A 15,308-nucleotide genomic window follows, 5' to 3' on the forward strand; every position below is an offset into this window, starting at 1 on the left:
AGAGGGGATTTATTTCCCCCTCTTTTGAGTTAAAATTAAATAAGTTGAAATTCAAATTTTTCTTTACCCTGCACCGTAGTATTCTGATGAGTATTAAATAGTCTTTAGAATTCACAGAGGAACTACTCAGTTGAGCTAGGCAAAAAGTTGTAAGAACTAATAACCCTAAAAGACCCGACACCTCAATTGCAACTACAGAACCTGAAACCCTTTCCCAAAAGACCTATTCCACATCTTTTCCTCATTTCTTTTTATATTCTTTAGTACCCATGTGCTTCTTTGTATTAACAAATGATCGTTGATGCAAAAAAACATAAAAAAACCACCATACAAGGTATAGTGGTTCAAAGCAAACCAAGCACTTCTTTAAATACTTTAGATGGTTGATGTATTAGTAAATCTTTACCCAATACCCGTTCCTGACTATCATTTCTAATGGATAAGGTTTGTTTCTCTTTGTCCAAATGGATTTCGATTCCTTTAAAAGTGAAAGTCCCTATTCCTAAGGCTTCGTCCAAAACCTTGTTATCCAGGTTAATCTCTATCTGATCTGAAATCCTTCTCAGCATCCTCCAAAGAGTGGTTTCCTGTTTGTTTTTCATGTACAGCTCTGGCAGCTCTTTCGCCTCGTTTAGTAAAGATAGAGTTGTCATCATGTACGTTGCTATTCCGTATTTAACAGGTCTAATTACTTGCTTTGTATTCTTCCAAACCTTCACATAGAAACGGACAGTATCTTCTTCAGTAGCAATTCGTATGATTTCTCCATACTCTCTAACACCATTCTCCCCAAGTTCTGAAGTCGTATAAAGTGCTACATATTTTGCTTCTTGCCAGCCCTTTTTTAGGCTATTAATTGGAATCTGATAGTAGCCCTGCTGAATAAATTCTCGATAAACAGCTTCATTCGAAACCGTTCCGACAAGTACTTTTTCTTCTAAAGTCGATTCCCATTCTTCTTTCGTTCCCCTAGGTAAAATACCTTCACGCTGAATTTCCTCAGGACTTTTTTCTATGAGGCACTCTAGGAATCGCTCGACCATATCGGTAACGTTTGGTAAAAATGGCAAACCGCCAATATTGACTTTATCAATACTCTCATAAAAACGGTGATCTTTATAACTTTGCTCATCTGCCCAAGGAAACAACACATACGCTCCAAATGCTGTCCGCTCATATGGACCATTACTCATCGAAACGAGTGAATCCCTATAGCGGTGCATCGTATTAATATCATCCTCCACCGGTCCCGGCGTTTTATAACGGGATTGATAATAGCTTTCTGGTTGAGCGTAATCAATCCGGTATTTGGCATCAAACACATAATTATAGCGGTGATTCTTGCCTTTTTTCTCAATCGTCAACATCGAGTCAGGCTTTTGCGGAATGGTAGGTAAAGTTCCCTCATATTTTTGATAGGTAAGTTCAATCTTTTCCTTTGTCACTGGGTGCTCAAAGACTCGTTTTGCTGTTTGGTTCGCCTCTAAATTCACGAACAGCCCATCTCGGTTCACGCTGACAATATCCTGACTCAACAAGGTATACTTACTGCTCAAAATTTGTCCCAGCTTTAAAAATGTCCAATATTCATATAATGTAGCAACATCCTTTACAGACATTTGATAGAGCTTTCCTTGCAGCATAAGGCCTTTTGAGACCGTTAAATAGATTTGAAAGGCATCTCGATAACCTGGTGCCATTTGCAGGACCAGACTCAATACCGAACGATCAAGTCTGCCAATCGATCGCCAAAAGAAATTGTTCTTCCTTGAATCAAGCTGCTGTTTCATTTGATTCAGCCGTAAAAGAAGTTCCGCATCAGGCTCTTCCTTCCAGCGCTTATTCTTATTCATTAAAGCGCCCAACAAATCATCAAACTTATGAATCAGCCTGTCCATCATCCATTTCACATAACGATTTTCCATCGTATCGTAACGCAGCTCTTTTTTGGGCTTAACCCCTTCTCGCGCCATCATCGTTTTCCCATGAATTCTAATTCCATTCTCCACTTCCATAAAAGACTGACTATGTTTTTGCAAATACTTCCGTGTATAAGAATCAGTCTTGCTTAGCTGATCGCCGCGCGCTTTCACATATGATGTTTCTAATATATGATGCGGCTGCCTCTCGATTCGGTTAACAGCCTGGATTAACTGCTTAAAATGCTTCGTCATCAAACGATAGAATTCAGCCCTGCTTGGCTTGCCTTCAAGTTTGATATTTGACCCTAAATAGGTTTTCCGGATAAAGTGAAAAGCCAAGTTGTAAATCTCATCATTCACTTCCTCAAGCAGCTGTCGATAATCTTTCTGATAGTCCAATTTAACCGGAAAGATTTCAAGTGTGACTTCCAATAAAGTTTGTGCACCTGAACGAACTTCAAAAGTCGTATACCCCACCTCATTTTGAAATTGAAGATTCCCTGTTAAAAGCGACATTCCACTCAATTCCATACGAGATATTGCCTGGCGTAATATAGGATGTTCATGATAAAAGTCCAGATCCTGATTCTGTTTTGAAATGATAAGCACTTGATATGTCCCATTTTCAAAGAAAATCGGCCGCACCTGCTGGGAATCAGTTAACTTTCCTGATTCGATATCATAGACTTCAACACTTTGAACGTCTTCTCCTGAAACAGAAAATTGCATGACATCATGATAATCCATCTTACAATATTGCTTTAACCCCTCATACCGGTGATGATACGGCTTCCCCTTAATCACCAATGAAAATGCCGCTGCCTCTATTTTGACCAAGTCGACATCATCAGGAGATCCAGAAGGATGTGAAGCCATCATCACGTAACCTCCTAAGCATCTCTACTACTTTACCAGCACTTTTCGGATATCTCGCTGTACGCATACTGATTTCATTACTTTCCTCATCATCAATATATTCTTTTGTAGTAAACAAACGATATAAACCCTCTAATAACCTTTCTACCCGGGTATCACTGCCTGAAATACGCGGCAGGATCTTTTGTAATATACAATGATCAAATGCCCTCTCAAAACTCATCAATTCACTGTCTTCGTTATAAGCAAGATAAAAACATATCTCATCCCGAACCCGATAACCGATATGGGCATTGGTTAGCTGCAACGATTTATTGATATCTTCCAATTCTGCGGTAACCTTTTCAACAAGCTCCTGATTCCCCAAATATAGATCCTTCAAGTGCAAATATTTCGACCTGAACATATGATCCTGAACCAATTTTGGTTCCACTTCTACCTGCTCTTCCAAAAAAGCAAGATTCGATAGTTCCACCCGGTTGAACTCTATCGTATTTGCCCGGTCGAGCACCTTCTTACTAAAAGGATGTGTCGTTTCATCCATATTGACCGTTCCAATAACATAAAGGTTCACAGGCAGCCTAATATCCCGCTTTGCCATTTCAGCAGAAAGAAGAGCAGACGTAACCATCTTCCCATCTTTCCACTTACGACTCTCCATCACACTCAACACATCGCTAAAATAATGCTCCACCCGCGCTAGGTTCATCTCATCCAACAAGACAAAATAAGGATCATCCGGATTCTGTTCCGCTTTTTCAATCACGATCGTAAATGGACCTGGCTTAAAGTCTCCCTTAATATCCACATACCCAAGCAAATCCGACCCATCATTCCAATCCGGACGAATCGGAATCAACGTAAATTGCCCATTATCTTCAGTAGCCCCTACACTCTCCGCAAACCACTGAACAATCTTCGTCTTCCCTGTACCAGAAATACCGGAAAGGATTACAAATGGCTTTGTTTTCAGAGAAAGGAACAAATTGGTGACTTCTTCTTTGGTGTAGTAGAAACCTTTTGCAGTAATGTAGGAATGGATGTGATTGATTAGTTCCTTGTTACTCGCTAACCATTTTTCTTTTTCATATGTAATCTCATTACCCGGATCTGGGTTATATAAAGGATCTATAAGTGGATTACTTTTAAATGCTATATACTCTTCATAATAACCGACCATCATTTTAAGATCTTGAACAAGCTCCGTTTCCGAAGGTAGGTCATCTAAGTTATATTCAATATAAGCTGCAGTCGAATCTGCATATTGTTTTGCTTTATTGCTATCTCCTATAAACATGTTATCATCTTTTTTTACTGAAGAATCCATTGTGATATGTCCGCGAATATCCTTTTTTATCCTCAACATATCTTCTTTAGAAGTTTCCGTAACACCCTGACTGAAGGACAAATAAAGCCGTTTCATATCTTCACTAAAAAGGTAAACTAAGTAATACCCTCTTTGTGTAGAATTGGTTACCTCATTATTTAAAATAGAAATCCAAGGAACCGTTGCCCAATTCCCTTTACCAGCAGAAGCTGCAACGGAATAATTTTTTTCATCAAGAAACGATAACTTACTCATCTCCTTTGGTACATCATTCCTTATAAAGCTAGCAAAAGCATTTCCACCAAAACCCCCACTTTTTGCTGTTAGATATTCACTCGATATTTTCAGAAAATACTCTCGAAGTTTACTGTCCACTTTTTGCAACTCCTTGCTAATTGCTCTTAATATGTATATTTTCATTAGAATTTATCTAGTTACATTTTATTCAGTTCCATTAAATCCCTAACCATTATTATCCTATCCTAGTACGATGCATTCCACAAAATTTATAAATTATCTTTAGAAAAATATCAATAATTACTCTGACAAAATCAAAAATCCTGCACAAGTAAATCAAAGCAGGATTAATGAGATATTATTTCATTTCTTTTCAGTAAATTTGTCTTCCTCTCAAAGTGATAAGGCAGCCAATACTTGTAATATCAAATAAAAGCGAGTTAAAAGCTATTCTTTTATAGAAAATGAAATGGAATAGTAACAAATACTAAGACGGGTGGTTTACAACTCAAAGGTTTTTACGTTGATTATACATTTTGGGTATTTCTTTTTTTTTTCTAGATCTAATCACTTTATTATCCCAAAAGTATAAAAAATTTGGAGCAAAACGTTTTCCTAATGTTCTTGGCCAAGAATTCCTTTGGCGTTTTAATCCATTAATATTTACTCCAACTATCAGTAACAATCCATAAAACGAAACGGTTACTAATAATAGAATAACTGCTAGTACAAATGTATTATTTGGGAATCTTCCAACAGAGAAATAATCCCAAAGAGAAAAATAAACAAAAAGAAAACACACTATAATGCTAAATTGCGCAGCTTGAAATAATAAGTGAATTAATTCATACCATATTCTAACAAAAAAATTAGAAGCCAATGTTTTTTGAAACCACCGATATTCTCCATATAAAGAGTCGAAATTTTTCCAATATTCACCTTCGATCAAACCATTAAGATAAGCTAGTTCTTCCCAAAACTTTTGCCAATCCTCGAACTCAGGGCTCTTCTTAAACTGGTAATATAGCTTCTCATAATTAATAAACCAATCAATTATAGATTTATTTCCTACTTTATATAAATTTGAATTTGTAGTAGAAAACTGAAGAAAAAAAGAATCTAATAATTTTTCCCTGACTCTTTCATCCGAAACTTCAAAGATACGCTTTAAGCTAAAGAATATAGGACCACATACTTCATTTAAATTAATATCTGCTTGTTGTAAAAAACGATTAATTTTGCTATTTCTTTGCCCTAGAATATAGCCTAAAGAAGCAGCAATCAATGCTATGATTAACGGTAAATATGGAAGATAAGCTTTTATATTTAATTCCCCCTTTATAAATTGGACATTTTTAAAACTCAATTTTTCACAATACAAATTGGTTCACCGTGACATAACCTAGAAATTAGGGTCATATTGACTTACCAACAATATTTAGTATTTTTTAATCTTGTGGTTTCCCTAATACCATTATGGCTAATAAAATAAATTTCTTTATTTTTCTTAAGCTTCAGGGTTGAACTCTTTTTAGATCTTTCACATTAACACACAGTATTTTTCCTTTTTTCACCTTGCTTCCTTCCTTCAATTGAATCTACGTTGATAAAGGAATATTATTATTTAATCATTCGGGTATTACCTAAGTTTTTTACAACTTAGATTGAACGATCACTTCATCTTTTCCACATGTAACTTCTTCATATGTATAGTAGGTGTGACCTGCTGTATTTCTCCCTTGAGGTCTAGGTTCGAAAAAAGAGTGTGATAATAGCTATTTTCACACTCTATATAACAAATTAAGTTTTTTCGTTTAACCTTTAAAATTTAAGGCTGCTTGAATTAAATCCTCTGATTCTTTTCTATCTCTACTTTTTAAAAGCTTATATACTACCTCTTTAGCTCTGGCTTCAATATGAGCTGTATCATCAAGACCGAACATCTTAATTGAGTTACTGCCCTTCAATGTTTTGTGTTGAATTAATACCCCATAGCCATCAGCTATCCACTCGAAGTGATCACTGGGATTATCAAAATATGGATGGTAAATTTTAAATTCACATTTCTTGTAATCAACATCAAATATAGAAACAGTATCTTTACTTCCTTTTTTTACAGGACTATTACATAAGTGACATGATAAAACAAGATTGTAAGGGGTAAAAGTGAACGTTGTATACTTAGGGCGTTTCTTCCCTCCTTTGGGTGCGATATGTTCTATTTCTGCTCTACTCGTACCATCAAATGCCAAACCACAATAAGCACATTTAGCATCTTGGTGCTTCATTAGCTGCACCCTAATAAGTTTTTTAATATTGCTTATCTCCTCATCATCAAAATCCCATTCTCCTCCTTTTAGTGGTCTAAGTTTATTAATATGTTTCTTTAAAGAACGAGAATATCTTACTTTACTTCCTTTATCTAATATTGGTAGCATTCATTAAGTACCTTTCTGCTTCTTTTAAAATAATATTTAAGGGATCATTTTTATCTATAGTGTGCTGCTTTAGTTTATCAATTAATGATATGATCTGTTGAAGATTTTGAGATTTGTCTTTAACCAAGTCAATTAATTGTCTTAGATCCATTTCGAAATAGTAATTTCTAACCGTTCTCACTCCAAAAATATTATATAAAACATTTTCTGCAGACCATGCATAGGTATCTATGTTTATTAAATTAGCATTTCTAACTGGTTTATCTTCTAATGTGTCAAGTGAAATATGCACAATTGAAGATGAGTTATTTTCTAAATCAGAAACTAAATAATGGGAATGGGTTGCAAGAATAAAATGACTTGAAACATATTCAGAAAATATTTTTTTTAGATTATTAATATAATTTAGTTGCCAATTTGGATGCAGGCTTAACTCAGGTTCATCAATTAAAACTAAAGAATTATTCTCTATTTCTGCAGCAATATTTATTAATGTAAAAATAAGATGCTTTTCTCCTGAACTTGCATCTTCGAATTCAAATTTATCATTCTTAAAAAATTTAAGAATAGGAGAGTTTAATAGTTTCAAATCAACAAGCTTCAGTAAAATTTGGTATTCTTTAATTACGTAATCTCTTCTTGAACTTAAATTAAGTTCCATAGTAAATTCTAATTCGCTACTAGTATTATCTGCTTGATTCCTTTTAATAACTATTTTATTTATGTAATTTTGTAATTGTTTAATATCTTCTTTATTAAACTTACTTATTGTATCAGTTCTAAAATCATTAAGTTTTTTATACTTTGCTACTTTGTCGTTTAAAGCTTTCAAGGTGATTTTCTTAGTAAATAAAGTTTTCCTTGTAGATTCAAATACAAGTGAAATCTTTGGTTTATAGTTTAAAAACTCTAAGATATTAGCTACTTTTAAATAAAAGCTTTCATTTGAGGAATTTGCCACAAGTGAATTAATTACTCTTTTTACTATAGATGTTGTCCAAGCTGCATTCGATGTTCTTCTAATTCCTAAATACTTATAGGTCTCTTCTTCAGTAGAGGTCTCTTTTTGAGAAGCAAATGTAAATTTATCATTCACCATAAAAGAAACAGCTAGTATTTTCTTTGGTAATATTAATTTGTCAATATTAATTTTTTTGTGATCTTTTTTTATTTCAATAATTTTATTCTTATCGATTTTCACAAAATATGTATGACCATCAAGGTAGTACGCCACTATATAAGTATCATATCTAAAGCTAATATCTTTGTTTTTTTTCTTTAAATCTAATCCTCTGAATACTTCTGAAATCATAGTTAATAAATAACTCTTTCCAGTACCATTTTCCCCTATAATAACTGTGGTCAATAAGTTCTCTCTTTCAGATAATTTATCTTCAGCAAACTTTACATCAAATATCGTATTATTATGATTGCAAACTATTAATTTTTTTAGTGTGAATTTTGACATTGTTTCTCCTTTAATTGTTTGTATGTAAAAATTACAAAGGTAGTTAATTTTAGAAGTGACAACTTTCAAATGTAAATATTAGATTTATATTACTATTATTGTACAATAAATCGATAGATTTCTGTGATGGTTTACATCATAACCGTTAAATCTAAAATACCACTACATTTAAAAGAAAATTTACGATAAATTAGCGTGCCTAGTAAAACCCTCTTCACAACCTTACTTTTTTCTATTTATATCTTTATTTACATTTGTATTTCTTAACAATAAAAGAGTGCGATAATGGTAACTATCACACTCTTCATTACATCTAATTATTGCATATGCCTTGGTTATCCTTAACTGAGCACCCCTGTTATCAATGACTCTACTGATTTTGTCAAAGCTGGATTCTCATAAGTCACCAAGAGCTGCTCAGGAAAGTACTTTTCATATATTGATTGTTTTTTTAACCAACGAGAATCATAATCATTTACACCAATCATCCCTAAATGTTCCCAATAATACTTCTTACCATTAATGGTGATGGTAAAATCAGGAGAAAGCATCTTATTACCTTCATAATACAATTCTTTTTCATATTCATATGTAATTCCATGCTGGTACAATAAATTTGCAATTATGACTTCAGACTTAGAACGAACAAGATCACCTTTAGATGTTGTATAAATACGACTCAGCAAAAATTTCGGTACTCCTAAGTGTCGCCCTATTTCTTGATGAAGCTCCCTTGAATTTTCACAATTTTCAAGGATATGTACAAAATAGTCTAAATGTGCGTGCTTGTACTCTCTTTTCTCTACCCCATACTGCTCTAACTTTTGCAACGTTTGTTCATCCAAATCATCTAAATGACTGTGAATAATTAGGCACTTTCCCAGACTTTTTTCTAGCTTCACTTGATCAGTAACAATTGCTTTAAAAACATTATTGCTAATTTCTTGTGCTGACTTTCCGCTTTTTTTCATGGTCGTAATTATATTCTTAGTTTTGGTTAATGAAATTAAATCTGTTAATCCTGTATCTTTTATATTAGAAAAAACATCAAGCTTCATTATACTTTTTGTTACTATTTCAATAATGCCATTATCTACAAAGTAAGGTAGGCACTTTTGAATGTCCTCATCATCAAAATAGGAAAGAGTTTTATACCCCTTTTTGTTAGAAGTTATTTTAGAAAAAGCATCTTTCAATTCATCGAGTGTAGGGAACGATTTATCAATAAAATGTGACTTTTTTATTTCAATATTTTTGTTTGAATATAATAAATAAGCATTTGAAGCTTGTTTATCACGCGAAGCTCGTCCAACTTCTTGATAATACTGTGCTATTGATTCTGGAATCATAAAATGAATGACAACTCGAATATCAGGTATGTCTATACCCATTCCAAATGCATTTGTTGCAAATACTATGTCTAATTCATTGTTCTTAAAACGATTAATAATCTCTTGTTTTTCCTTTGAAGATACTTCTCCATGAAAGTGAGCAGCTTTCATGCCTTTTTCTATGGCAGCTTTAGTTAACTCTTCTGTACTGTTCTTTCCTTTAACACGATAAACATAAACAAGAACCTTTTCTTTCTGATGAATCTTCAGTAATTGCCATAATTTTTCTAGCTTTTCATCTTCTTTAATAAATTTAAACGTCTTCAACTCTATCTCGGAACGGACAAGTAGCTCACTTTTAATTACATCCTTGTCTTTTATACGAAAAGACTCACATATATCAGCTATTTCTTTTTTATTTAGAGTAGCTGATAAACCTAGTATAGTCGGCCAAGAATCACCATATACATTTTCTAGGAACGTAGGTATATGTTTATAAAATGGACGAAAACTATGTCCCCATTGCGAAACACAGTGAATTTCATCTATAGCAATTAATTTTATATCTTGTTTCCGTGCATTTATACAATATTCAAATAAACCATCAGTGGAAATCCGTTCTGGACTTGCAAAAATAAAATCGGGATTTAAATCACCGTTACAAAATGCCTTTAACAATTTCACTTGTTTCTTAACGTCAATACCTGAATGAAAAGTCAAAACATCAAACCCATGTTCTTCAAGCTTTGCTGCTTGTTCATCGATAAGAGCAGTTAAGGGAGAAATGACCATAGTGATTCCATCTAACCCTATCCCAGAAAGCCAATAAGTTAAAGATTTACCTCCACCGGTTGGCATAATGCATAGTGTGTTTTTTTTCATAATGACTTGTTTGATAACCTTCTCTTGCAATTCTGTTAAATCAAATTTATCTGCTAATTTAGGAAAAGATCGTTTAAATAAATTATTTATATCCATGAATATGGTTTATCCTCCGAACTACTTGATATAAATTTAATGTCTTCGTCATGAGCTTTCGCAATAAAGGTAAAGAATTGGTCTACTAAGACGTAACGATGTGTATCATGTATATGTACGTTATTTTTTTCAGCTTCTTTTTTCAAAAGCAAATACACTTGATACGCGTAAAAGCTGAATAATTCGTACGGATAAAAATAGTTTTGATTAGTAAGGCTTTTTTCCACGTTAATCATTAGAAACTGCGAACCTTCTTCACATTCGAAAGTCTTTTTATCTGTTAGATACCAGAGCGCCCATATAGCTTCTTTAGATCGGTATGGAAAATAGGCAGGCTGTAATTTGTATATGAATTGACTTTTAATACCACCACCAATAACACCAAAAACAGAATAATCTTCCGTATCTAGTGCTTCAAATTTCAAATCAGCTAAAACACTTATTGATTCATACTCAAAGTCTTCACGTTCTTTAGCATATGTATTTGCAAATGAGGATAAATTTTGACAAACAGTTAGTAACTCATTAGGATTTGCTATTCCAAATTCATATCTGTACTTATCTAGTTCCTTAGCTTTACTCATTAACGTTACACGAATAATAGGACAGTCTTTTCTTAAAGAACTTTTAAAGCCTGCAGGATTATCTTCATATTCTTCTAACGCTTCTTCATCTAATAACCCGATATACGCTTCACGGTTTCTTTCAAATTTTTCAATACCCTCAGCAATGATTCTCTTTAGAACTATGCCCGTGTTCTTTTTATGTATTTTAATAGTGCCATCACTACCAAATTTTCCAGCTAGCTTTTTTACTTGATCAGCAGATAATATTGTTCCTGCTTCTGATTCAATAAATAAATTAAAGTAGTCATAAAAATTTGCTTTTATTTCTGTTAAAATACGTTTAATATGATGTTCTTCATAACATATTTCCTCAATATTATTTGGATAATACACACATTAAACCCCCTTATTTTCCCATAACTTAATTTTATAATAACAGTTAATAGTTTCGGAGATAAGAATATTTAAAAATAAAGTTATTAAAACAATCTGTATGTCTGAATAAGAAGAAGTGCGAATGAACATCCTTTGTATTAATAATGATTCAAAAAATAAGGAAGAGTTCAATAAGCAAAGATCACAGGTAATAATACAATATCCCTTCGGATTGCCATGTTCAGCGGTATTATCTCGGAAACGTTTACAAAGAAAAAGCAGAGAGGAAAAAAGGAAGAAATAACTTATAAACCCTTTGGCTTTAGTATGATTGAGATGGTGATGAAAGATTGCTAAATTAAAAAGTTAATAGTTTTGTTTTATTTTCCCACAAAGTTCCGGCTATCTTCTAACGAAAAGTTTTTCATTATATCCACAATTGCCTTACCTTCCTCGATGTTCGAATTACCGAAAATCTTTTTCTCCTTTTGCCCACTTAGCCGAAAATTTTATACACAATAAAAGATCATCCCCATTGTTATGACTAATACTGTAATGAATTATTACGGTGTGAACAGAAACAATCAGCCACCGAGTTCAATCGGTGGCTGATTAGTTATCTTATTTTTTAAGCATTATACACTAAACTTTTTAAAATTCTCTGCTTGCTCAAAAATCTCTTTAAAAATCTCATCTTTAGGAACAGGAGGATATCCGTTCTCGGCAAGTGTTAAAATTAAGTCCACTTTCAACTCTGCCTTAATATCATCACGATGCGCCCAGTCAGTGTACCTTGCTTTATCTGCGATGATTCCTTTTATCTCCCGTGATAATTTTATCAGCTTTTCGTGTAAGTACTCAAATTCATATTTCTCAGCAATTGCATTGAGAATATCGTAGAATGCTTTTTCTTCAAAATCAATTCCTAATTCTTTAAATGAATTACGTTCTTTTACTAGTTCAGCAAACAAGTCAGCAAATTGGTCGGCTACATCCTCCAACACATCACTTTGCATGGCTTGAAAGTCTTTTCTTTCATTATAGTGATCGACTAATTTCTTTAATCTCTTTGAAAAGTCTACACCCTGTATTCTATTAGTCTTCTTAAATTCCTCTATAGCCTTTGTTAGAAGTTTTTGTAGAAGCTTAATTTTAGTGTTTGGCAATTTTATCTTATCAATCTTGGTCAAATACTCCTCACTAAAGATATCTGTATTATTCTTCGGATCATTATTTTCGAGCTTAAAAACTTCTTCTACGCCTTCACTTATTAAAGCCTCTTGAATCATTTGTCTTACTTTCTCATTCATTTGTGCAGTATCTGGTGCTGTTCCTACAGTTAATTTATGAATGATGGACTTGATTGCAAAGTAGAAATGAATGTAGTCTCTTTCTGTTTCACCTATGTCTTCACTAGACACACATAAATTATAAGAAGAACGGAGCTTCTTAACTATTGTCATAAACCGTTTTTCAAGTTGTTCAGTTTGTTGTATAAATTCAGCTGCTTGATTTAAGCACTGTAATTGTTGTAAAGAGGTCCCCTTAAAATAAGGAGTGGTGTCAAACTTATGAAAGATTCTAGCTAGCAAATCTAATTGGTCTTTCACAATTACGACTGCTTTATCGGTCCCATCAAAATTATCTCCATCAACAAACCCATACTTTTTCAAAGCAACATTCATATTACTCTTGATACCAATATAATCTACAACCAATCCCATTTCTTTACCTTCATACACACGATTTACACGGGAAATCGTTTGTATCAGGGAATGTTGCTGAATCGGTTTGTCAATGTATATGGTGTCTAAGAAGGGTACGTCAAATCCAGTCAGCCACATATCTACAACTATCGCAATCTTAAAATTAGACTTAACGTTTTTATATTGTCTGTCTAATTCTTTACGGTATTCTTTTGTCCCCAGTAAATCATATAATTCTTTCTTATCATCTTTATGACGGGTCATAACCATCTTAATCTTTTCAATAGGCTTGATTTCTTGCCTTTCTTTCTCCGTCAGTACTTCACCTTCATCACATTCCCTAATTTCTGCCCATTGAGGACGTAAAGAGATGATTTGTTTGTATAGTTCGTAAGCGACCTGACGGCTGGAGGCAACAAACATTACTTTACCTTTTACAGTTGCACGTTCTTCAATCCGTTTTTCATAATGTTCTATAAAGTCCTCTGCCACTAATTTTAAGCGCTTTGGGTCACCAATAATAACTTCCATTTGTGTTACAGCTCTTTTACTCTCATCTATCTGATATTCGTTAGTACCAGCTGTTTCACATATTTTATAATATTCTTCTATCTCTTTAAGTTTGGTATTATTCAAGTTTACTTTGGCGGCCCTGCCTTCATACACAATTCTTACTGTGATTTCGTCGTAAACCGATTCTATCATCGTATAAGAATCTTCGACCGCTCCAAAGACATCCATAGTCCCATCAATTGGAGTTCCTGTGAAGCCTACATAAGTAGCATTTGGTAAGGAATCGTGTAAATGTTTAGCAAAGCCATATGTCTTCTCTACACCATCTTTTGTAATTTTAATTTTTTGGTCGAGATTGATTTGCGAACGGTGTGCTTCATCCGAAATACAAATCACATTGGCTCTATCGGTAAGCAAATCAATATCTTCATTAAATTTGTGGATGGTGGTTAAGAATACTCCACCACTTTTTCTACTTTGCAGATAAGTTTTTAATTCAGCACGGCTATCTATACTTATGACTTGTTCATCACCAATAAAGTCCTTTGCGTTAGTAAATTGTGCTGATAGCTGATCATCTAAATCTGTTCTGTCTGTTATCAGCACAATCGTTGGGCTTTGAAAATGAATATTTCGCATCAAAAGCCTAGTAAGATAGAGCATCGTATAACTTTTGCCGCAGCCAGTAGCTCCAAAATAAGTACCACCTTTGCCAGAACCATGTGGTCTCATATTTCGTTTAATGCTAGCTAATAACTTTGTAGCAGCATAGTATTGTGGATAACGCGGAACAATCTTTTCTTCATTGGTACTTGTATCTGGGAAATAGATAAAGTTACGAATTACATCAATCAAACGTTTTTGGTTAAACAACCCTCTTACCATTGTGAAGAGCGAATCAATACCGTCTTTTTCGAAAGGCTCGTCTCCACCAATTTTGCGCCATGCATAAAAGAAATCATAAGGAGCATATAGTGAACCTGATTTGTTATTTACTCCATCACTAATTACACAAAAAGCATTGTATTTAAAAAGTTCAGGAATATCTCTACGGTAGCGAACAGTCAGCTGAGTATAGGCATCATTAATTGTAGTATTTTCTTTAATCGCACTCTTAAATTCCAACACTACTAAAGGTAATCCGTTCACATAAACAATCCCATCAGGAATTCGTTTTTCATAACCTTGTATCTCAAGCTGATTAACAAATTTAAAAATATTGTTATTAATATATTCAGGGTCAAAGTCTATTAATTGAATAAACAAATCTTTTTTGCTACGGTCTTCGCGTTTAAGAACAAAACCGTCCGAAATCATTTTCATAATAGCTTTGTTGCTGTCATATAAAGCAGAAGAAGGTAATACTTCCATCTGGCGGATAATGCTTTCTATTTCATTGTCTGTGATATCGTCATCAGAATAACGGTCAAGTAAAAATGCTTTGATATCTCCACGAAGAAGGACATCATTCATTTCCTTATGAATGTGTATACCATTTTGTTGCTGATAGTTTTCATCTTTAAATAATTCTATAACAGCTTGCTCTAAGTATTCTTCTGTGAATTTCATTG

At 33.5% G+C, this 15,308-nt stretch carries 8 protein-coding genes; all 8 read right to left on the minus strand.

Features of this window, described 5'->3' with window-relative positions; all coding sequences use genetic code 11:
- Positions 1-344: 344 nt before the first annotated feature.
- Positions 345-2,798, minus strand: a complete 2,454-nt coding sequence (locus NYE63_RS22700) for a restriction endonuclease-like protein (protein WP_342605854.1) — start codon at positions 2,796-2,798, stop codon at positions 345-347.
- The gene (locus tag NYE63_RS22705) at positions 2,770-4,500 is read right to left on the minus strand and encodes a DUF3578 domain-containing protein (protein ID WP_342602809.1); all 1,731 of its coding nucleotides are present in this window, start codon (positions 4,498-4,500) and stop codon (positions 2,770-2,772) included. Before NYE63_RS22705 ends, NYE63_RS22700 begins: the two co-directional genes overlap by 29 nt.
- Positions 4,501-4,870: 370 nt before the next feature.
- The gene (locus NYE63_RS22710; protein ID WP_342602810.1) at positions 4,871-5,743 is read right to left on the minus strand and encodes a hypothetical protein; all 873 of its coding nucleotides are present in this window, start codon (positions 5,741-5,743) and stop codon (positions 4,871-4,873) included.
- Positions 5,744-6,176: 433 nt separating this feature from the next.
- On the minus strand, positions 6,177-6,800 hold the full coding sequence (locus NYE63_RS22715) for a hypothetical protein (RefSeq protein ID WP_342602811.1): 624 nt from the start codon (positions 6,798-6,800) through the stop codon (positions 6,177-6,179).
- Positions 6,781-8,268 carry an AAA family ATPase gene (locus tag NYE63_RS22720; RefSeq protein WP_342602812.1) on the minus strand — a complete coding sequence of 496 codons (1,488 nt, stop codon included), beginning with the start codon at positions 8,266-8,268 and terminating at the stop codon, positions 6,781-6,783. The genes NYE63_RS22715 and NYE63_RS22720 overlap by 20 nt, the downstream gene beginning before the upstream one ends.
- 341 nt (positions 8,269-8,609) lie before the next feature.
- Positions 8,610-10,577, minus strand: coding sequence for a RecQ family ATP-dependent DNA helicase (locus NYE63_RS22725; RefSeq protein ID WP_342602813.1), 1,968 nt, complete (start codon positions 10,575-10,577; stop codon positions 8,610-8,612).
- Entirely contained in the window at positions 10,568-11,536 is a 969-nt protein-coding gene (locus NYE63_RS22730; protein WP_342602814.1) for a hypothetical protein, read from the minus strand. Before NYE63_RS22730 ends, NYE63_RS22725 begins: the two co-directional genes overlap by 10 nt.
- Before the next feature lie 617 nt (positions 11,537-12,153).
- Positions 12,154-15,306 (minus strand): HsdR family type I site-specific deoxyribonuclease, encoded by a 3,153-nt coding sequence (locus NYE63_RS22735; RefSeq protein WP_342602815.1) that lies wholly within the window; start codon positions 15,304-15,306, stop codon positions 12,154-12,156.
- Between the last annotated feature and the right edge of the window lie 2 nt (positions 15,307-15,308).

Source organism: Peribacillus sp. FSL E2-0159 (assembly GCF_038643155.1).
Classification (GTDB): Bacteria; Bacillota; Bacilli; order Bacillales; family DSM-1321; genus Peribacillus; species Peribacillus simplex.